This window comes from Thermoplasmata archaeon, from assembly GCA_038874435.1.
Taxonomy (GTDB): domain Archaea; phylum Thermoplasmatota; class Thermoplasmata; order Lutacidiplasmatales; family SKW197; genus SKW197.
This window is the reverse complement of sequence record JAVZCK010000007.1, coordinates 76195-97681: the sequence shown is the minus strand read 5'-3', so window position 1 is coordinate 97681 and position 21487 is coordinate 76195. Positions and strand designations below refer to the sequence as shown.

At 42.2% G+C, this 21487-nt stretch carries 17 protein-coding genes; 12 read left to right on the top strand and 5 right to left on the bottom strand.

Going from position 1 to position 21487, the window contains the following annotated elements; all coding sequences use genetic code 11:
• Window positions 1–322: 322 nt before the first annotated feature.
• From QXD64_04360 to QXD64_04345, 4 genes are read left to right on the top strand one after another with little or no spacing between them, the layout of a single operon-like run.
• Entirely contained in the window at window positions 323–1507 is a 1185-nt protein-coding gene (locus QXD64_04360; GenBank protein MEM3396548.1) for a zinc ribbon domain-containing protein, read from the top strand.
• 38 nt (window positions 1508–1545) lie between these two features.
• Window positions 1546–6423, top strand: a complete 4878-nt coding sequence (locus QXD64_04355; protein MEM3396547.1) for a hypothetical protein — start codon at window positions 1546–1548, stop codon at window positions 6421–6423.
• Between the two features lie 34 nt (window positions 6424–6457).
• Complete coding sequence (locus tag QXD64_04350; protein MEM3396546.1) at window positions 6458–7408, top strand: aminopeptidase; 951 nt, start codon at window positions 6458–6460, stop codon at window positions 7406–7408.
• 60 nt (window positions 7409–7468) lie between these two features.
• Window positions 7469–7954 carry an NfeD family protein gene (locus tag QXD64_04345; GenBank protein ID MEM3396545.1) on the top strand — a complete coding sequence of 162 codons (486 nt, stop codon included), beginning with the start codon at window positions 7469–7471 and terminating at the stop codon, window positions 7952–7954.
• Between the two features lie 16 nt (window positions 7955–7970).
• Here QXD64_04345 and QXD64_04340 read toward each other — a convergent pair whose 3' ends face one another.
• On the bottom strand, window positions 7971–10109 hold the full coding sequence (locus tag QXD64_04340) for a hypothetical protein (protein ID MEM3396544.1): 2139 nt from the start codon (window positions 10107–10109) through the stop codon (window positions 7971–7973).
• A 162-nt stretch (window positions 10110–10271) separates the two neighbouring features.
• Here QXD64_04340 and QXD64_04335 point away from each other — a divergent pair, with 162 nt between their 5' ends.
• From QXD64_04335 to QXD64_04320, 4 genes are read left to right on the top strand one after another with little or no spacing between them, the layout of a single operon-like run.
• A complete protein-coding gene (locus tag QXD64_04335) occupies window positions 10272–10934 on the top strand; it encodes a DUF120 domain-containing protein (protein ID MEM3396543.1) in 663 nt (220 codons plus the stop codon).
• Window positions 10924–11883 (top strand): archaeosine biosynthesis radical SAM protein RaSEA, encoded by a 960-nt coding sequence (locus QXD64_04330; GenBank protein MEM3396542.1) that lies wholly within the window; start codon window positions 10924–10926, stop codon window positions 11881–11883. Before QXD64_04335 ends, QXD64_04330 begins: the two co-directional genes overlap by 11 nt.
• Window positions 11884–11929: 46 nt before the next feature.
• The gene (locus QXD64_04325) at window positions 11930–13945 is read left to right on the top strand and encodes a hypothetical protein (protein MEM3396541.1); all 2016 of its coding nucleotides are present in this window, start codon (window positions 11930–11932) and stop codon (window positions 13943–13945) included.
• Between the two features lie 7 nt (window positions 13946–13952).
• Window positions 13953–14471, top strand: coding sequence for a hypothetical protein (locus QXD64_04320; GenBank protein MEM3396540.1), 519 nt, complete (start codon window positions 13953–13955; stop codon window positions 14469–14471).
• Here the strand turns inward: QXD64_04320 and QXD64_04315 are convergent.
• On the bottom strand, window positions 14461–14685 hold the full coding sequence (locus tag QXD64_04315; protein ID MEM3396539.1) for a hypothetical protein: 225 nt from the start codon (window positions 14683–14685) through the stop codon (window positions 14461–14463). The genes QXD64_04320 and QXD64_04315 overlap by 11 nt on opposite strands.
• A 76-nt stretch (window positions 14686–14761) precedes the next feature.
• The gene (locus QXD64_04310) at window positions 14762–14962 is read right to left on the bottom strand and encodes a hypothetical protein (GenBank protein MEM3396538.1); all 201 of its coding nucleotides are present in this window, start codon (window positions 14960–14962) and stop codon (window positions 14762–14764) included.
• Between QXD64_04310 and dnaG the strand changes: the two genes are divergently transcribed.
• Window positions 14961–16295 (top strand): DNA primase DnaG, encoded by a 1335-nt coding sequence (dnaG, locus tag QXD64_04305; protein ID MEM3396537.1) that lies wholly within the window; start codon window positions 14961–14963, stop codon window positions 16293–16295. The two genes, QXD64_04310 and dnaG, sit on opposite strands and share 2 nt — an antisense overlap.
• 11 nt (window positions 16296–16306) lie before the next feature.
• Window positions 16307–17791, top strand: a complete 1485-nt coding sequence (locus tag QXD64_04300) for an ATP-binding protein (protein MEM3396536.1) — start codon at window positions 16307–16309, stop codon at window positions 17789–17791.
• Here the strand turns inward: QXD64_04300 and cas4 are convergent.
• Window positions 17785–18759, bottom strand: coding sequence for a CRISPR-associated protein Cas4 (cas4, locus tag QXD64_04295; protein ID MEM3396535.1), 975 nt, complete (start codon window positions 18757–18759; stop codon window positions 17785–17787). The two genes, QXD64_04300 and cas4, sit on opposite strands and share 7 nt — an antisense overlap.
• 430 nt (window positions 18760–19189) lie before the next feature.
• Here cas4 and mtnP point away from each other — a divergent pair, with 430 nt between their 5' ends.
• Together mtnP and QXD64_04285 are read left to right on the top strand one after the other, a co-directional pair.
• On the top strand, window positions 19190–19915 hold the full coding sequence (gene mtnP / locus QXD64_04290) for an S-methyl-5'-thioadenosine phosphorylase (GenBank protein ID MEM3396534.1): 726 nt from the start codon (window positions 19190–19192) through the stop codon (window positions 19913–19915).
• A gap of 2 nt (window positions 19916–19917) precedes the next feature.
• Window positions 19918–20130: a MoaD/ThiS family protein gene (locus tag QXD64_04285; GenBank protein MEM3396533.1), complete on the top strand. Its 213-nt coding sequence runs from the start codon at window positions 19918–19920 to the stop codon at window positions 20128–20130.
• Here the strand turns inward: QXD64_04285 and QXD64_04280 are convergent.
• A complete protein-coding gene (locus QXD64_04280; protein ID MEM3396532.1) occupies window positions 20127–21437 on the bottom strand; it encodes an MgtC/SapB family protein in 1311 nt (436 codons plus the stop codon). The genes QXD64_04285 and QXD64_04280 overlap by 4 nt on opposite strands.
• Window positions 21438–21487: the final 50 nt, after the last annotated feature.

The following is a 21487-nucleotide window of genomic DNA, read 5'->3' as shown; positions in this document are numbered from 1 at the left end:
CTTTTAAGAACTTGGCACCACAATGCTTGCATAGAAGTGCACATTTCCCACCAGTGACAGAAATCCCTGGGAATTTTTCAAGTGAATATAATTTCAGTTTTTCACCTCGCGTGTCATTTCTACATCTTCTATATACCTTTACCCCTTTTAAAATCTTTTGTTAGACACAATACGATGCCGGCCATGACATACTACAATATCTCCTATTTCGCCTTCTTTTTCCATCTACTTCTTAAATTTCGTTCTGGATTGCCACATGCAAAACCTTAATATGGAAAATTACTTATCTGTGGTGTATATTCATGCAGAGAGGATTGATATTATGGCACAACAGGAACCTGAAATCTGGGATGTAATGCAGGCATATGTGAACAAACTCAAGGCACAGCAAACTGAACTGGAAGAAAAGGATAAAAAGTTAAAGGCAGTTGAAAATCAACTCAAAGAGGAGCAGGAGAAAATTGCAAAAGAGAGAGAAGGCATTGAAAAAAGGGCAAAAGAGCTGAACGATAAGGAGGCATATCTTAAGGGAAAGGAGGCAGAGCTTAGTAAAATAGAAGCAGAGTACAATGCTAAGATGGCAGCAGTCCAGAAGCATGAAGAAGAAATAAAAAAACTGGATTCTGAGTTGCGGGGGAAGATTGAGTCCTATAATGCAAAGTATAAGGAAATCGAAGAACTTCTGATGAAGATAATGAATGCAAGCAAAACTCTAGAGACGAGGGAGGAGGAGCTGATAACATTTGGGAGCAGATTGAATGCGAAGGAGAATGAATTGAATGACAGAGCTAACACAATCCAGAACACAATAGAAACCTTCAATTCTTCAGTTAAAGCGGCTGAAGAGATAAAAACTGCGATTATAGCAGACCATGAAAAATTAAAAGAGATTATAGATAAGTATACTAAGGCAGTGGAAAATTTGAAGGAGAAAGAAAATCAACTGGTGAAGCTCTCAAGCGAAATGAAGGATGCAGTTAATAAATATCTTGACGCCGAAAAAGGAATAAGTGCAAAGGAACAGAACATCCTGAAGTTGGAAGAGAATTTCAAGACCAAGATTTCTGAGTTGACCCAGATAATAGAAGGTCTCAGGAAGACCTCTGGTATTGCACCAGTCCAGCCAGAAAAAGTGGAGATTCCCAAGATGGAGGAAAAAGTTACAGTGGCTCAAGCTCCTAAGCCCCCAGAGCCAAAGCCAGAAGTCGTGAAGCCAGAGGAGAAGAAGGAAGAGGCAGCAGCAGAAGAGGTGCCATGTCCGAAGTGTGGCACTATGATAAGCAAGGATGCAATTGTGTGCTATGCTTGTGGTGCCGAGGTGAAGCCAGAGGAGAAGAAGGAAGAGGCAGCAGCAGAAGAAGAGGTGCCATGTCCGAAGTGTGGCACTATGATAAGCAAGGATGCAATTGTGTGCTATGCTTGTGGTGCCGAGGTGAAGCCAGAGGAAAAAGGTGCAGCGGGTGATGAAGCGGTAGTAAAGAAAGTGGTGAAAAAGCGGATTATTTAATTCTAAAATAATCAAATACTGTAAGAAGGGTTGAAAAAGTGGCGAGCCCGTGGAAGATATACCAGTACCAGAAACAAATTCAGGAGAAGGCAAAGGAGGCGGAAGAAGTAAAAAAATCCGCCAGGGCAAATCTAGATAGATGTAGGGAGATTATTGATTGGATCAAAAAGCTGAATCTTGATGTGGGAGAGGTTGAGAAACTTTATGCTGAGGCAAACTCAGCATATGAGAAAACTGACTACCAAAAGAGCAATGAAGTATGCAAATCGATTGAGGAAAAGACAAAAACACACATTGAGCGTGTCTGCGTAAATATTTCGGAACTCCACACAAAGTTGACAAAGAATTTGGCTGAAACCGATGAAATGAGGGCAAGTGAACTGCCAAAACAATTGGAACAGGTAAAAACATTGCTTGAAAAAGGAGAACAGCCTACAGCTGCAAAAACCGTAAGTGAGATATATGTACGCTTTGAAAAAGATCTGGAGGCAGTATTCAAGAAACTGTTTTCGATTGGTGAAAATTTGATTGGGCATAGCAGGAAGATGGGAGAAAACATTACCTATCCAGAAAATCTGTTTACACAAGCGAAACAACTTTACGAACAGAAAAAATATGATGAAGCAATTCTTAAGCTTAATGAGTCGCTTGATATTCTGAGCCTTGGAATTAAATCTAAGATTTCAGATGAAATCGCTGCGTTGCGAACAAGTGTTGATGGAGCCAGTGCACTAGGAATGAATGTATCTGAGTTTTTACCTCTTATTGAGAAGGCAGAGAAGGAGTTAAAAGCGTACAGATTTGATGAGGCAATGGGACTTGCTACCCACTTGAAATCAAGGCTGGAAGAGTTGCTATCAAAAACTGGCGAGAGTATTCTTTCTAATGTGCGAAGGTATATAGAGAGGGCCGAAAAGATTGCCTCAGAAGAGGAAGATTTCCTGAAGGCAAAATCTCTTGTTGGCAAAGTTGAGGATTTACTCAAAAAAGGAGATGTGAAAGGAGCTGGAGAACTTGCAAAACAGATAAAGGAATTATGCGAAAATGCCCAATTTCAGCTAGTACTCAAGACAATTGCCGCCTCTCGTTCTAAGTTTATCACAGCAAAGAAGATTGGTGCAGATATCTCACAGCCACTTGGTCTGATTAATTCTGCCCGTGCAGCCCTGAAAAATGCGGAATACGAAAAGGCACTTAAGTATGCAATGGACGCTGATACTGAGGTAGACAAGATAATCAAAGAGTATGAAACCTCTGCAATAGAAATTGAGAATTTGGAGGCCTCATTGAACGCACTTGCTACCTTCGGAATCGAAGTGCTAGAAGCAAGAAAGGCGGTTGAGGAAGCAAGAAAGGTGCTTGAGGAAAGGAACTATAAAAAAGTTCACGAAATTGTTGAAAATGCAAAGGTGATTGCAGAGAATGCAGCTTATGACAGAATTCTTGAACTAGTAGAGCAATTAACTGCAGATATTGAATATGCAAAGTCTATCGGATGCAACATTCAAAAATATGAGGCAAAGCATGAAGAACTGTTGGCAATGGTAAAAGCAAGGAAGATCATAGAGAGCATCCAAAATCTGAAGATATTGAGAGAAGATGTTTCAACAGTAGTGCAGGATTTTGTAATAGATGCTGTTGCACAAGTAAAGGATTTGATCGAGAAATCAGTGGGTGTTGACACCACATTCGCACGCCAGAAAATTGTAGAAGCTGAGAGTGCACTTCAGACAGGGGATGTCAGAAGTGCCTATCAATATGCTGAGGAAGCAAAGAAATCAATAAAAGAATTTTTCAGTGCCCAAGCAGGTAAGTCGCTTGAGGAAATGGGGAAATTACTCGAGTCACTGAAAAACCTTGGTGTTGATGTTACAAGCAGTGGGGAAATTTTTGAGAAAGCAAGAGAGTGCTACGGAAGTGGTGATTATCCCAAATGTCTATCCTATCTTGACGAGATCAGGACAAAACTGAACCGTCTTCTCATATCCAAAACTGAGGAGGAATTTACTGCTGCAAAGCTTGTGCTCATAGAAGCAAAGAAGAGTGGGATTGATATCACAAATTTGAAAAACCTTCTGATGGAAGCTAAGTCAGAAATTGAGGGCGGGAATTATCTCAAGGGTTATGAGCTAGCTCACAAATGCCATACAGAGGCGGAACGAATAAAGAAATTGAGCCAGCAGGCATTTGATGAAATTTCAACAGCGGCTACAATGGTGGCAGAAGCAAAGAAGAGCAATGCTGACATTTCAAAAGTTAAGGACCTTCTGCTTAAAGCAAAAGTGGCATTTGAAAACAATGACTATGAGACCGCACTAGAATATGCAAAACTCACAAAGGATGAAGCCGCGAAACTTTCATCCCAGTATCATTCAGCAAAAATAATTCTTGAGGTTGCAGATAAAATAACTATTGCAGAACAGTTTGGCATAGTCACCACAAAAATAAGGGAGATGCTGGAAGAAGCAAAGGGTTATATGAAGAATAAGGACTACATGCGTTCTTTAGAGCTTGCTAAAACATGTAATGATGAGATTTCTACACTTTTAAGGGACCATATCACATTGAGGATTTCAGAAATTGAGAATCTGATAAGGAATGCTCGGGATTTAAATGTCCATGTGCCTAAGGCGGAAGAGCTTATCCGCGAGGCAAGAATATCATTTGAAAAAGGTGACTATGTAAACTCATTGAGATACGCAACGGAAAGCAGGGATGAACTTGAGAAGGTGGTTGCGGCTTCACAGAATGCTGCAATGGAGATTAAAAAGGCACATGAGAAAATTAATGAAGCAGAGAGTTTGCGAATAGATGTATCCGCAAGCAAAACGCTGCTTAGCCAAGCAATGAACGCACTTAAAACCAGCAACTACAAAATGGCTCAGGACATTGCTGCAAAGTGCATGGCTGATGTTGATGCTGCAATTATACGACACATTGAGAAGTTGATCAACTCGTTCCAGACGGTGATTACAAACGCAAAACGCTCTGGTGCAATAACTGTAATTGCAGAGAACATGATAGCTCAGGCAAAGGTAGCATTAAGCCAGAAGAACTATAAGGAAGCTTTGAACTTGGCTATGCGTTCTGAAGGAGAACTGGAACGAGCGGAACTTCAGTACAGCATGGCTTCATCTGCAATTGCAACCGCCCAGAGCAAGATTGAAGAAGCGAAAAGGTCTGGAATAGTAGTTCCTTCTAATATCGAAGAAAACCTGAAAAATGCAAAAACAGCACTGGCAAGAGGAGATTATATAAAAGCTATGGAACTTGCCGTCAGCACCTCTGACATGATAGCAGAGGTAAAAGAGAGAATGCGTGAAATCAACGATATCATTCAAATTGCCAGGACACGAATCACCGAGGCCTATAAATACGGGGCAGAGCTCACTGAGGCAAAAGAAATTTTTGGACAGGCAAAGGCAGCACTGGAAAGTGGCAAGTATACAGAGGCACTTCAACTCGCAAAGAAGTGCATAGAGGCAGCAAAAAATACATTTAGAAACTATCTTACTGCACAGCTTGCTTCGATAGAGAACTTGGTTACTGTTGGTAACGAACTCAAACTTGATACGAGTAGATTGTCTGCGTTGATCACCCAAGCGAGGTCAGCTATAGAAACGGGTGAGTTTGAAAAAGTCCCAGAGTTCATAAACAAGGCCAAGGACTATGGAGAGAAGATGATCACCGATACGATGCAACGATTGACTAGCCAGCTGCAGAGGACAATAGAACAGGCAGCGGAGTTAATAGATGTGACAGAGTATACTCAGGCACTCGATAAGTGCAAGACGCAAATTAGTGAGAGGGTTTATGATGTGGCATATAAGCAGTTAGTAGAGACAATAGATAAAATTCAATCAGAATATCACAAAGCAATTTCTGAAAAAATCAATTTGTTCGAGAGCCAGATAATAAGTGCAGAGAAGGTGGGTATTGACACAACTACATCAATGGAAGCTCTTACGCAGGCGAAAATCGCCTTAAATAGCAAGGCATACGATGGCTTGAATACATTCCTCAACAATGCCATGCAAGAATTATATGAGAATGTGAAGACGAAGTTATCAACAGTCATATACCAGGTAGAGGTAAAACTAAACTATGCAAAGAACATGGGCGTCCTTGTTACAGAAGCAGAAAACTTGCTAAAGAAAGCAAAAGAGTCCTATGCCCAAGGAAAGATGCCCGATGCAATAGCCCAGATCCAGCAGTGTGATGTGGCAATTGAAATGGCGAAGGATATGCACAGAGAACTAACAGACCTGCTTTACACGGCAGATTCTGCAATTGCGAATGCTCGGAAGTATGGGCTTGACACAAAAGAGAGCGAGGACACACTGAAGGAAGCGCTCTACGAAAAAACAAGGGATTACAGAAAAGCAATAGAACTGACAAGGAAGTCCATAGAGATAGCAAAGAAACTTGTGGATGCTTATGAAGAAGAAAAGGAAAGAAAGGAAACAGCAGAGAAAGAAGCAAAGAAAGTAGAAGCTGAGGAGAGAGAGGAGAGGACTGAAAAGAAACCTAAGATTATTGTGCCAGGAAAGGAAAAAGAGGAGGTACAACCACAGCCGAAGCCCGAGATCGCGCCGTCTCAGCCAGCACCCGAAACGCCAGTTCCAGCACTTGTGCCAGAGGTGAAAGAAGAGGCAAAAGCGGAGCCAAAAGTTGAGGAAAAACCCAAAGAACCTACAGAGGAAGTCAAAATTGAGTTTGAGAAAGGTGTTGCTACTGGCAATGAGAAATGCAACTTCTGCAAGGGTAAGATTAAGGCTGGACTAGCAATAATAAAATGCAAGTGCGGTGCAGTTTACCATGAGCCCTGTGCGAAGAGGGTCGGCAAATGTAACGCATGTAGTACCTCTTTTGAAGAAAAAGTGGTTGCGAAGAAACTCCCCGCACTGAAACTTTAGAAAGTTATATCTGTGTTGAGGTTTTCTCTGATTTATGGCACTAATAGATGGGGCTAGGAATGTGCTCAAGAACTGTCTAGACATCAAAAAGAGGGAGAAGTTACTGATTATCACTGATACTGAAAAGGAAAAAATTGCAGAGGTTTTTTTTGAGTCTGCCCAGGAAATGGGTGCTGATGTGCTTTCTTTGATGATGCCAGTATTGGGAAGAGATGGTGTTGAACCACCAGATTGTGTTGCAAGAATGATGCTGGACATGGATGCGATAATTATCATGACGAAGCATTCAATGACACATACTGCAGCTAGGAGAAATGCGAACAGGAAGGCGAGGATTGTGAGTATGCCTGATGTACCTGCTGAGTCGGTGAGTAGCGGTGGCATCACTGCAAACTATCTTGAGGTCAGAAAACTAATCGATATTTTGAAAGAGAAATTTGTGAGGCGGAAAGAAGTGAGGATTGTTTCTGAAAAGGGCACAGAAATCGTGATGAGATTCACAAAATACAGATGGATTGACAAGGATGATGGGCTGTGCAGAAACCGTGGAGATTTCACCACACTGCCAGCTGGTGAATTTTTTGCAGCACCGGATGAAAAAACTGCAAATGGTAAACTTGTGGTAGACGGCTCGTTTGGGAAATTACTGCAGGAGCCAGTAACTCTAACTGTAAAAGATGGATTTGTTGAGAGTGCAAGCAACGGTGACATTCTCAAGGCGATGGATGCATATGGAAAAGCAGGTAGGAACATTGCGGAGTTCGGGATTGGCGTCAATAAAAGTGCGAAGTTAATGGGGCATCCACTAGAGGACAATAAGGTCTATGGCACAGTTCACATTGGTTTCGGTGATAACTCAAGGTATGGAGGTAAGATAAAATGTGGATACCATGCTCACGGTGTGATTCTGAAACCCACTGTGTTTGTGGATGGCGAAATTGTGGTGGAAAATGGGGAGATTAAGGTAGAATCTCGGAAAAAGTGATAGTACAACCCCTCCGAAATCTGAGAAAGATTAAAATAATACGAGGGAATAAAAGGAAATATGAGTGCTGAACTCACAGTCGGGTTGGATATTATTGGCTGGATTTTGCTTTTCACAGGCATTGGACTCGTGCTCTTTGAGACCATGGCACCTGGTGGTTTCATTATTGTCCCAGGCGTGGTTCTCATAGTACTGGGTTGCTTTGGTATAGTCTGGCCTGAAATGTTTACTACTATCTGGGCACCTGTGATTGTGCTTGCCACAGCGATTCCCACAACATTAATTGTTCTGTATGTTTATCGCATGGCTGGGAAGCCAGAGGCACCTACAACCACAGTTGCAACATCTCTCGTTGGAAAAACTGGAATTGTTACTGTAGAAGTAATCCCCAACTCTCTAAAAGGAAAGGTAAAAATCGACCATGATATATGGAGTGCCACTGCAAATCACACAATTCCAGTGGGAACAAAAGTGAAGGTTGTCAATGCTGAAGGGGTACATGTAGAAGTAGAACCTATCCCTGAAAAAGAAGGAAAAAACAAGTGAAACAGCTATATACCCATTACTTGACCGGTTTTTTACACTTCTGGCAGACGCCTACTCTATTTGCACATGGTTCATGGTATGTTGCTCCACATTCACAGATGATTATCGGAAGTCCCTGTTTAATCTTCCCCCTGCAGAAAGCGCACTGGTAAACAGTATCTGCCGTTTTCTTAACGAATGTTTTTACCTCTGGCTCGGGCTTCTTCTCAACTGTTGGTGGAGGGACTAGATCCGCAGGTTTAGCTTCCTCTTTCTTTTCTGGTTTTGGCTCTACTTTTTTCTCCTCTTTTACACTTAAATTGAATTCCCTACTCAATGTGAAGGGTTCATTCTTTAATGGATTATGTGTAGTAATTTTAAAAGTCACATTGTCGCTCTCAATGGCAATCTTGAACTTCAGTGCCTCTTTAGCCCCAGCTCTCAGAATGGGAATGCTCTGTCGCAATCCTGTTGTAGGCACACTGGCCTCAATTTTCAGGTCCTTCATTACAGCATTACCTGTGTTCTTTACTACCAGTTCTGCTGTTGTCTGTGTACCCTTCTCCGCAGGGTCATTCCGAAACTCCATATCCAAGGCAAAAAGAACTCCCTTAAGTTTCTCATCAACTTTCTGAATGCCCATCTTCGCAACATTTATTGCAGCATTAATATCTGAATTCTTTAGGTCAATCACCTTTGAAAACAATTCCTGGATATCCTGTGTCTCTAAACCTACTGCCATCAATCCCTGCATCTTTTTATCAAGGTCTCCCATCAGGTCGTTAACTTCTCTGTACTTTTGCATATCTGTTTCGCATTTTTGCTCCATTTCTTCGAGGAGCTTGATTGCCTGCAGATATTCTCTTGCAGAAATTTTCTCCCGCACATTCTGAAGAGCATTTTCAATGCCTGGGAGAGGCACACCCATATTCCTTGCTACATTCATCCGTACATTCAATGCAGAAATTTTATCCTTGATGTGTTCTTTGAATGCACCTTCAAGTTTTGTGTTGAGTTCCTTTATTTGGGAGGCACATGCTGAAAAATCTCCTTGTGTATAATTATCCAGAATTGAACGATAACTATCTTTGGTGATACCCTTCAATCTGTTGTTAGCAGCATATGTACAGAGTTGCTCCATATTTTCAATTGCTTGTTTCATTTTTTCTGCAACAATGGCAGTTATTTTGATAAATGCTTCTTTTGCGATTCCAGAAGCACTTGCAAGATTACCATCTGTTCTAAATAGCTGTGCCTGTCCCAGTGCAGTATCAAATTCCTTTACATCTACACCCATCTCCTTCAAAATCTCTATTCTCTTTTTGAGAGCGTTGATGTAGAGGTCAGGGTGCTGTAGCGCTTCCTCTATGTTCTTCAATTCTCCAAACAAATCCTCAAAACTAAGTTCTTCAGCTCTTTCCATTAATAACGCTAGATTTTCCTCGATTTTACCTACATCTACCCCATCCCTCTTGAAATCTTCAACTTTTTGTTTATAAGCGTTTAGTTTCTCCTTTGCCTTCTCGTTCAGAACCACCGTGAGTTTCTCATCACATGCTTCAATCAGTTTGTCTAACGATTTTAGGTCATCGTCAATGGTTGAAAGGTCAATACCCGCATCTTTCGCCATTTTGAGCTTGGTATCAAGAAGGTAAATTTTCTCGGTTCTTTCTGGAATCTCCACTTTTGCCTTTGGCCCTTCGGTTTTCTCAAGCTTTTGTAGGAATCCTTCAGAAATTCCAAATTTTTGTCTGGACTTATATATATTTTGTTTTAGCACAGGATCCTTCTGGATGAGCTGGGTGGCAAAGTTCATTCCTTCAGCAGCCGTTTTATATGCCATTATGTAATCTTTATTCTCAAAGAAAGTTCTAGTGTTCTTGAGATACTCTCTCAACTCCTTTGGATCAATACCTGTGTTCTTTATTGCAGATGTGAGACCCCTAAGAAATGATAACTGTTCCTTCGCACCTTGGGCATAAATTTCATTGAGACGATCCCTTGCTTCATTTAAATATGTCATCGTTTCTTCAAGCTCTCCCTTCTCGAATAGCTGCTTTGCCTGATTAATGAGCCGATCAACTGAAGTTATATCTCCATTGACCTTTCTACTGTTTACGAGTAAATCTTCTATTTCATCAAGGTATTTTTTTACCTCGTCTCGGGTATAAGGCATCTCAAACACCAACGCAATACCGAGATTAGGAAACCCATTGAAATAGTTTTCTGTAAAATCAACGAGCTATGCCAGGTAAGGAGAAAAGAAAACAATTCTCAAATGCCATAAGCCAGTATTTCTTACTGAAGGTATATATACTCTTGCTCCATTCGGCAACAGATGAAACCAGAACTACTGTTCGCACTAAAGAAAATTGCAGAACTGGGTGGAATTGAGAATTGGGTAGAAATCACGACTACTGAACTCGGAGAGATTATAGGAAAGAGCCAGCAGTGTGCCTCTCTCTACATAAACGAGTTGATAGAATTAGAGATGATTCTTCGCGTATCAGGGAAAAAAGCAAAATTAAAAATTACGGACAAGGGAAAGAAGGAATTGGTCCAACTCTGCGAAGAACTTGGGAGAATTCTATACGGAAAAAACAGAGTTGAGATTACTGGCTATGTCACAAAGGGATTTGGAGAGGGTAAATTCTACATTGGAAAAGAGCAGTATGCAGAGCAAATTTTCGAACTTTTTGGATTTAAACCCTTCCCAGGCACACTCAACATTAAACTTGAGAAGGAATATCTGAGTACGTTTCTGATGCTGAAGGAGAAAACTGGTATCCTTCTCCATGGATTCTCCGAAAGGGATAGAACCTACGGAAATGTGAAATGTTTCAGGGCTACAATTCAAGAGTTGATCTGTGTTGTGATCATCCCAGAACGCTCTCATCATACAGATGTGATGGAAGTGGTCTCAAAGTACAATTTGAGGAGCCTCCTGAATCTAAAAGATGGAGACAGAGTGATAGTGAGGGTAGAGATTGATGGAAGATAAGAAAATGCCCGCCAGTATTTGGCATGAAAGGGAACTTGTAGACGGAAAAATTGAAAAAGTATTTGCAATGGTTATTCGGACTAGAGGTTGCAGGTGGGCGAGAAAAGCAGGATGTTTAATGTGTGGCTACAAAAACGAGAGCATAGAAAATGTCACTCAGGAGGACATCTTGAAGCAGATAGAGAATGGATTGAAGGCCTACAGAGGAGAAGAATTTGTGAAAATCTACACATCTGGCAGTTTCCTTGATGATGACGAGATTATGCCTGATACAAGAGAAAAGATTATGAGGATACTTGCTGAGAAGTGCAACCATGTGCTTGTGGAAACAAGACCAGAATTTGCATTAAACGCTATCCCACTAAAAGGATTTGTTCCATCGTTGGAGATTGCTCTCGGAGTTGAATCTACTAACAATGTTGTCCTTACAAAGTGCGTGAGAAAAGGTGAAAGTGTCGAAAGTTATATGATGGCTTTGGAAAAACTCAGAATGCAGGGGATAAGAACAAGAGCCTATCTCTTGCTGAAGCCACCATTTCTAGCGGAAAAGGAAGCTATTGCGGACACACTTAATTCTATTCACACTGTTGCAAGACACACTGATGTAATTTCCATAAATCCTGTGAATGTGCAGAAGGGCACCTTTCTGGAAAGAATGTACCTGCGAGAAGAGTATAGACCACCGTGGTTCTGGTCACTATTCGAAGTGATAAAAAAAGCAAGGACAAGTATCAACAAAACCATAATTTCGCATCCATCTGGTGCAGGGAAACACAGGGGCATCCACAACTGTAGGAAATGCGATGAAAAGGCAATTTCACTACTTAGAGAATACAATCTTTCCCAGAAACCAGAATTCTTAGAGATGACCTGCGATTGCAGAAATATATGGAAAAGCCAAATAGAACTGGAAAAGGTAATGAGATACTCACCATATCTTTGTGATTGAACGAGTTTCCAAAACCATTAAGTAAACCTGAACTTTTAATGAAAACATGCATTTCCGTGTGCTCGTGATTTTGGCTGTGGCTGCTGTATGTCTTGAGAGCCAGTTTGTAATTTCGCTCGCCCAATCAACACCAGAACTTGTTCTGATCGCTTCATTTGATAGACAGGGCGTCTATCATACTGGGGAAACACTCAATCTTACAATATTCGCATATCTCGGCGAAACTCCTATGGACCTTGATGAAATCTATGTTAATCTCACGGATATATATGGAAGCAATTTGCTGCCCTTAAATCCTACAAAAATAAGCACTGGAAAGTACCTTGTGCAATACACCCTGACATCAGACGATTTAGAAAAACGGTTTATGATCGTTGGTAATGTGTCTGGCGTCAAAAAAGTCATCTACCTTTCTCTCCCCTTTGATTCTCCCACAGTTGTATACATATCATTCCCAGATGAAGATGCTATACCTCTTGTTCCCGGAAAAAATGTACGATTTAATGTGGAATGTTATCAGAACGCTACATTGACCCAACCAGAAAACATTGTGGCATTTCTTGAAACTGAAGGAAGCCAAAAGCCATTAAACCTCTCAAAAGAAGGGGAAGGAAGGTACAGTGGGAACTTCATAGTACCATCGTTGAATAAATCAGCAAATTTCAAGATTACAGCAAGTGCTAGGATTAAGGGAAAAATTGAAATGAGCAGTGTTTCGCTTGACTACATTCCACTAAGTGTCTGGTATCACTCAGTAAGAATAAGTGAAAATAGTGCAAGTTTTGACCTCGGGCTATGCGACCAAAATGGAAGAGGTGTACCTAATGCTACAATTCTACTAAACTACACCACAGATTTGGGGAGTGAAAAGAAGTGGGCTCAGGGTTTTACGAATGCCGAGGGTATCGCACATTTCTATCTTGCACCAGAAGTCATAATGAATCCTTACATTTATGTGTGGGGCAAAGCCCAATCAAACGAGTTAGAAACCAATTTTATGCTTTCGATACCGCTTAGCACCACCGAACGCGCCAGTTCTGGATTTGACGTACTCGTTCATAACTCGACCTACCTCAACGGTTCTCTGATAATCAATGGTACAGTTTACAACAACACAAAACCCTTCACCAATTCCAACTTCTTTTATTTTCTCAACAACTGGGGTGAAGTACATGGAAACTTCAGCACAGACCCAAATGGAAACTTCAGCATCCAAATAAAGAAATTGGAGGAAAAATACATTCATCCATACTTTGGTATCACAATTGTCTTTGTCTCTAAACACACTCCCTCCTTGAGGAGTGAAAAAATTATCTGGTTTAACCTTTCAACAGACAGGTGGCTTGATGCATCACTTATTTTAGAACACGAAGAGATCAATTTTGGGAAGATTCTGATGCTCAAATTGCAGCACAAAAATAACTTTCTCTTTCACATGCTTTACCCCCCATTTGCAATAATCTATGATGGAGAAATTAAAACCACGGGAGACTTTTACAGTTCATGGAGCCCTGTAATTGCTAGCGTCTACTTTATCCCGCTCAATACAACTACAATGCGATGCAGTCTCCCACTTCCAGCATTTGCATACACTGGGCAAAAGAACATAACGGTGGGAGCAATCTACTATGAGCCAGGAACCTTTGTGCCGCACATGGTCGCAAAGAATGTGTTGTTCGTGCCGGATTTTGTCGCAAATTTTTCCTTGTCTCTGGCTGGAGAGGATTACCTCGTAGTAAAGTGGGATAAATACGAAGGTGAGGATTTTGTAAAATATGAGGTCCTATTGGAAGGGGAAGGTGGATGGATAAGTATTGCCAATCTCACAGACAAAAACATTACCCATTACAGAATCACCTCTGTAAATGGAGAACCCCTGAAAGGTGGGAAGGAATACAGGATAAAACTCAGAGTTCACTTTGACAAACGCTATGTCGAGGAGATTGTGATTACAAGCACCCTTCCAAAGGTGCCAGGTTTCATTACATCTGAACTTGTCGTCTATCTTCTGCTCATCCTGTTTGCAATCGTTGTTATTGCAAAACTTAAAGGCAAGAGGTGAGGCTTAGATGGAGTGCTGTACAAAGCCATGGTTTTTTGTCAACCAAGATATGGTAAAGTATGCAAAAATGCTATCCCCAGAGAAACTTAGCGATGTGAGAGTGGCGAAGGCAATCTATCAACTTGTCTCTGGAAGATTCGAGATTAAACTAAGCAGCATCAGACCTTGGGCATTCTATCGCCTCCAGCCCAGCTGTGAAATTTGGAACCAAGGAACTCAACCACCAATGAAGGTTGTGTTTGTGCTTCTTTCAATGCTCTACCTAACTGGCAGATTTGAAGATGCGAAGCTCTATTCCACAACGCAAAAATATGGAATTTTCACAAGGCCTCATTATTATGTTCGTCTGAAGGTTGATGAAAAAAGGTATGACCTCGACCCACTTGCTTACCATACCGGCAAGGAATTCGGGGAGCGAGTTGGTAAGGTGGGTGCTGAAAGAGACATTCCATCAATATCTCATCCCTGCAGCCAGCACCTAAAAATTGGAGAAAATGTATTTCATCTCTGCGGACTCACTCCTTGAAACCCTTGTATCTTCTGTCAGTGGTGAGAATGTCATACATTTCTATGAACACATCCCGCACGCCATAGTTGTGTTTCAAACCCTCATCCAAGCTTCGCCAGTTAAGACACATGCTACATTTTGTAGGCGAAGATGCAATGATGTGACATAATCCATCATCATCAGAGTAGAAGCATTTCATGTAAAGGGATTTTCCATTATCCTCTTCTGGCATTTGCCCACCCTTTGATTTCTTTTCCCGTATCTCATTGCTACTATATATGGGTTTGCATTCAATGTTCTGGCTCAAATCACCCAATGTAAATGAATGGATGCGAAACTTTTATATTCCCAAACTCTATCCCTTCGCTGAAACCGAAATAGGATATTTCACCAAGATTGCCTTGCTCTCCACTTTCACGCTCATTCCTTTCCTTTATTGCTTCAGGAAAAAGGCATGGTTCAGTGGAAGAGAGTTGGCATTTTGGTGGTGCAAAGAGGTAGATAAACATGATAGATCCATCAACAACAAAGTACCTAATAAGAGCTAAAATTGCAACAGAAGGAATTGTGGAAAAACCCGATGTGGTTGGCGCCATTTTTGGACAGACCGAGGGATTGCTTGGAGAAGAACTTGACCTCAGAGACCTGCAGAAAAGCGGACGTCTCGGGAGAATTGAGGTGGAGATTGATTCCAAAAAGGGGAAGGTAGAAGGATATGTTATCATTCCCTCTAGCCTTGACCAGGTTGAAACTGCGATTCTCGCTGCAGCCCTCGAGACCATTGACCGTGTTGGACCCTGTAAAGCGAAAATTGAAATTGAGAACATTGAGGACGTGCGTATTACAAAGAGGGCAAGAATAATTGAAAGAGCAAGACAGTTGCTAGCCAAGATGATTGAGGATGCAAAGAGCACAACCGTTGACATCACTGAGTCAGTGAAAACAGTAGTCCAGACAGAGGAAATCATTACCTATGGTAAAGACAAGTTACCAGCAGGACCAAACATTGACAACTCAGACAGCGTAATAATTGTTGAGGGCAGAAGGGATGTACTTAACCTCCTTGCTGCAGGAATCAAAAATGCAATAGCGGTTGAGGGAACTAGTGTGCCTCAAACAGTGATTGAACTTTCAAAAAACAAGCATGCAACAGCATTCGTAGATGGAGACAGAGGTGGGGAACTTATTCTCAAGGAACTGCTCCAAGTGTGCGAGATTGATTTCATTGCTAGAGCACCAAGAGGCGAAGAAGTTGAAGAACTCTCGCCTAAGCAAATCATGAAATGCTTGCGGAACAAGATTCCAGTCCAACAATACCTTGAAATGTATGGACTTACAGGTCTGCCCAATCAGGAAGAACCAAAGCCCCAGAACTTTTCTCATGAAAAAGAGACAAAACCCGAACAAACTTCGCCACCACCAGTTCAACACGCAGAACAACAAAATTCCTCACAGATTCAGCCCCTGCAGGAAAACTCAAAACCCCCTTTACAAAAGGATGATGCCCAGGAAACAAAAACTGTCCAAAACCCACAACCACAACAAGTGGATGGCTTTGGAAGATATAAACATATGTACATGCAGATTGCTGGCACCTCAAAAGCAAGGTTTGTGAACAACAAAGACATGATTGTGAAGGAAATCCCAGTGCGGGACATAATAGAGGTTCTCAGAAACCCACCTCAGGGCTTGAAAGCGGTAATCTTTGATGGAATAATCAGCCAGAGAGTCCTTGACCTCTCTGAAGCAAATGGTGTGAAGATCGTGATAGGAACCAAGATGGGGAATGTGACAAAAGTGCCACAAGGAATGAGTATCTACACTCGTAATGACCTAGATTAAAGGAATGAAAAATGAAGAAAACTCTGTTGGATATAGATACCACAAAGGACATAGAAATTCCTGCAGACCCTCTAGCAAGGGTGATAGGACAGGAACGCGCGGTTGAGATGGCACGACTTGCCGCCTACCAGCGGAGGCATCTACTTCTGATAGGACCCCCTGGGATCGGAAAGTCTATGATTGCTCAGGCGCTTGCCCTTCACATTCCTAAACCCACGGAAGAAATTAGAGTTGTCCATAATCCCAGTAACCCGGAGAGACCCGCAGTAGAAGTGCTAAGCAAGGATGCAGTTTATGCGGAGCGAGAACGGAAACAGTTTGTAGAAGGAGAACTACTGGACCCTAAGGAGGTTCCCTCACATATTGCAGAACGTTTGGGATATAGATGCACTCAGTGCGGAATGTATTCAAACTACACTGAAAGAGTTTGTCCAAGATGCCAAAAGCCGAAGATGGGTGGAAAAGGAGAATCTGCACCATTCTCGGACATTGTTGGCAATTTGTTTTTTACACTCGGAGACATGCTACCCCAGAGAAATTCGGTTACCACCACTAGAGTTGTAGGTGACAAAGAAGAAGTCGTGGTCTATGAACGAGCTGGTGATAAAATAAGGATGCTGGACCAGCGCACCCTTGAGCGTAGAAAGGAAATTGAGAAACAGAGCCCAAGAAAGGTAATTGTCCCGCTTGAGCGAAAACCGTTTGTGTTGGCGACTGGTGCGAGCGAGACAGAGTTGCTTGGGGATGTGAGACATGACCCCTATGGAGGGCACAAAGAACTCGGAACTCAGCCCTATGAAAGGGTAATTCCTGGTGCAATTCATGAGGCACATCAGGGTGTGCTGTTCATTGACGAGCTTCCTCATTTGGGGCATCTTCAGCGTTATATCCTCACAGCAATGCAGGAAAAGAAATTCCCCATCACGGGGAGAAACCCCCAGAGTGCTGGTGCAAGTGTGCGTGTTGACGCAGTGCCCTGCGACTTCATCTTTGTAGGTGCATGCAATATCCGGGATTTGGCCACAATTCTCTCACCCCTGCGCTCAAGAATTATTGGAAACGGTTATGAAGTCCTCTTGGAAACATACATGCCAGACACTGAGCATAACAGAATGAAACTTGCCCAATTTATAGCCCAGGAAATCACAATGGATGGAAAAATTCCACATGCGACTAGAGCTGCAGTGATTGAGATTATTGAAGAAGCAAGAAAAAGGGCAAAGAAAATAGACAAAGCTGAAAATGCTCTCACGCTTAGATTGCGAGAATTGGGAGGGCTTATAAGGGCTGCTGGAGACCTAGCTGTTATTACTCGCTCTGAGTACATCGATGCGGAGCACATAAAGAAAGCACTAGAAAACGCAAAAACTGCTGAGGAGCAGATAAAGGAGAAGTATGGGAGTGTGCAGGGGGGTGTGAACAGGGAACTTGCAGAGTCACAGAAAAGTCCTGGTTATTTTTACTGGAACCGCACTGAGCTGGATGGGTATCAGTGAGCTAGCCGCTCTGGACAAATCTCCTTCCTTGAACAATTTCTGCACTTGGCGGGTCTGTTATGGTTCCTATGAACTACAATTTCACCCCTTAGTGCTTTTCCAATCTCTTCTATCTTCTTTTCAAGCAGGTTCTTAAGCTCTGATGTGTATTCAATCTCAAAATTGGTGTTCCCATACCTTAGAATCCCATAAGGGGGAGATTTACCATGCACATCCTCTATGATATAACAGTAGGCTATCAGCTGCATGATGTGGGAAAAATGTGGACCTTGTGGTACCCTCCCTGTCTTTATCTCCACAGGAATTAGGAATTCACCCGACTTTAGTATTAAATCCGGTGTTCCTCTCAACTTTCCGTCCCTTGTTTCCATTGGGGCCTCTTGGGATGGCATCACTATCTCTTTCCTCTCAAGCTCCATCTCCTGCCGCATCCTCACAGCTTTTGCATGATACCGTTCTCCGATAAAGAAAAATACAGATGTGAATATGAGCCAGATAAGAGCTATTGGCTCAAATATGAGCCCAATGTAGGGGTTATCAAAAGCATAAGTGAAAGAGGATATCAAAAACAAAATACCCGCAAGAAGCCCTGTGAACAACACATGTCGAAGTGTAAGGGGTGTAAAAAATGCAGAGAGATAGAGAAAAAACACTGCAACACCAAACCAAATTAATCCTACAATTAAGGCAATTCTGGAAACTATGAAATTCTGGAGAGGGGAGTAAATTATTGCTCCTGACAGTGCCACAATCGTCGAAATCACACCTCCAATAAACACAAGCATTTCTGCCTCAGCAACACTTTGTTCTGTTTTAAGAATCTGCTTTACCTTCTTCGCATACTTTTTATGCTTCCTTTTCCCTTCCTTCTGGGCTTTATTTTCCTCGTCTCTCTCACTATAACTAAGTTTCCAACTCAGTGGACAGTAGATGTACTTTTCAACATCCGCTGCAGAAACACGTATCACATTGGCCACCTTCCTGTTGCGATATGAATGGAGATAGATCAGTAGACAAGATTTTGTTTAGATAACTGGGTATTTTTATCGGGTTATTGTATAGTATGCCATCGTTGGAATAACCATGTCTTACCATTTGAGTGTATATTGAACTCTCCTTTTCGTTAGATGGATGTGATTGAGCAAGTTGTTTTCTAATGAGAGACACTCCCAAAACTTGATGCCCTACAAAGGCGTAACTAGATGCAGACAGATAGGGTGGAGATATACACACAAACAGGAGACCAAGTGTAACTCGAAACTGCAACCTCATGACAGATATATCGGACTTTCTGTATATATATCTATTGCCATGCATATGCATACCCTCTTGTCCTCTTCCTTTTCCTCCTCCCATACCCTTTTATATCCTCTTTCTTTTTGTTGCTGTGGTGGAACCATGATTGGTATCATAGGCGGGTCTGGCCTTTATAAATCACTTACTGGCCTGGAAAGACCAAGGGATGTAGTCAGACAGACACCCTACGGGCAGGTTGTGGTCACAACTGGGCTGCTTAGTGGAAAAGAGATTGTATTCCTCTCACGCCATGGAAAAATCAAACAATTGCCACCTCACAGAATCAATCACAGGGCAAACCTCTATGCTCTGAAAAAATCTGGTGTTGAGAAAATAATTGCGGTTTCTGCAGTGGGCGGAATCAACAGAGAAATGCCACCCGGCTCCTTTGTGCTTCCCTCCCAGTATATTGATTTTACAAAAGAGGTGCACACATTCTACGATGATGAAATTAAACATGTGGACATGACCGAACCGTTTTCAGCAGAACTTCGCAAGATTCTCAGCGAAGTGTTGGCAGAGCTCAAATGCCATTACGCAGACCATGGCGTGTATGCGTGCATGCCTGGCCCACAATTTGAAACGCCTGCAGAAATTAAAATGCTTTCCACGCTTGGTGGAGACATCGTTGGAATGACCGTGGTGCCAGAAGCAAAACTTGCAAGGGAGCTGGCAGTTACTTACCAGCCACTGTGCATGGTTGTAAACTGGGCTGCGGGAATCTCCTCTGAGCAAATCACACATGAGACCACACTCAGAGTGGTTGCTGAAATGAACGATAAACTTGTGGCTGTGCTTCAGAAGGCAGTAGAACTGATAGAGGAATAAAAATGGAAATTGAAGTGGTGCTTTATCCAAGCAGGGAAAAAAAGAGAATAAAGGTGAGAAAAAACACCTCTGCAATGGATGTTCTTGAAAAACTTGGGTTATCCCTAGGCAATGTGGTCTTCATTTTGAATGGAAAAATTTTACCTCTCGATGCAAAACTCTCGATTTCTGGAAAGGAGAAAATTGAAATTCATTCTGCCTTTTCAGGGGGTTAAAGCACCCAGGCAATCAAAACCACACCAAAAATTCCGACAGAGAATGTGGCCAGCACCGGAACTATGAGCTTGTTTGCGAGTTTCTTGTCAACGGTTCTAACCAGCACAAATTTATTCAGGGTGCTTACACAGGTTGCAAGCATGGCGGTGATTGCTGCAATATGTGCAGCGATTATCCCTGTTGACGCTGTTGCTGAAACAGAGGCCACAACTGCAGCGCTTGAAACGAAGCCACCAATCGCAGTTATGTAAATTCCAAGTTCCTGGCCATAGCTCTGAGCCACATAAACGAAAACCGAGATAAGTGCAAATATCAGTCCAAATTTAACTGCTGGGCCAACTGCAAATGGTGATTCAACAATCACTTTGTGTTCAGATAAGTCCTCTTTCTTGCCATGTCTTCTCACATGCCTGGCTATCACAAAAACGAGATTGATTATTATCATCATGCCAAACGGAATTGCAGTAAGATAGGCCACCTTAAATGTAGGGTCTGAAAAAAGACAGAGCAGAAAATTACGCACAAGCATGGTTGCATTGGCAAGCATTATCCCAGTAATCACATTCTGTTCCATCCCAGTGGCCTTCTTTCCGATGTTAGCAAGAGAGATAGCTGCTGCCTCAGAGTTTACAAGACCACCAAGCAAACCAGAAATTTCCAACCCCTTGTCGGTGCCAATCTTTCTCATTGCAATGAATGAAACAAAGGAAATTGTGGAAATGAACACGATGATGAGAAGGAGCCAGTAAACATCAAGAATTTTGCCTCTGCCAATAATCTCTCCTATGTTGACATTATTCCACACGAGTGTGCTGAAGTTGTAAGTGGCTGCAATTGGAAGGAGAATGAGTAAAATTGTGAGAAACTGGAGTGCACTATTCATCTCATCTTCTGTTAAACTGGCTGCAATGTGGTGCAATCGCTCCTTTGTGAACAACAGAATTGTGGTGAGCACACCAACAAACAAGCCAGTCATTATATAACCAAGTCCGATCAGCATTCCGCAGATGTAAGCAAGAAACATCGCAAAAGGTGTGGTGAACCCAGACATTTCAAGCCGATGGCGGATAATTGCAAGGAGAATAGTGAATGTGGTTCCAATGACGAGACCGAGCCCGACTAGGTAACTGCCATAGTCACCAGCGAGAAGCGAGATTATAGTCCCAGCCATGGTCACGAGGGGCATGGTCCTCAGGCCCACGAGCAGAATTTCCTTCTCCTCTCTGTGAAACTCACGCTCAAGTCCGATGAGTGCACCGACGCCCAAGGAAATAAGCAGATACTCAATGGCTAAGTAAGTGTCCATATTAGGTGTAATTTCAAACGGCGTATAAATATTTATCTGAAAAATTATTT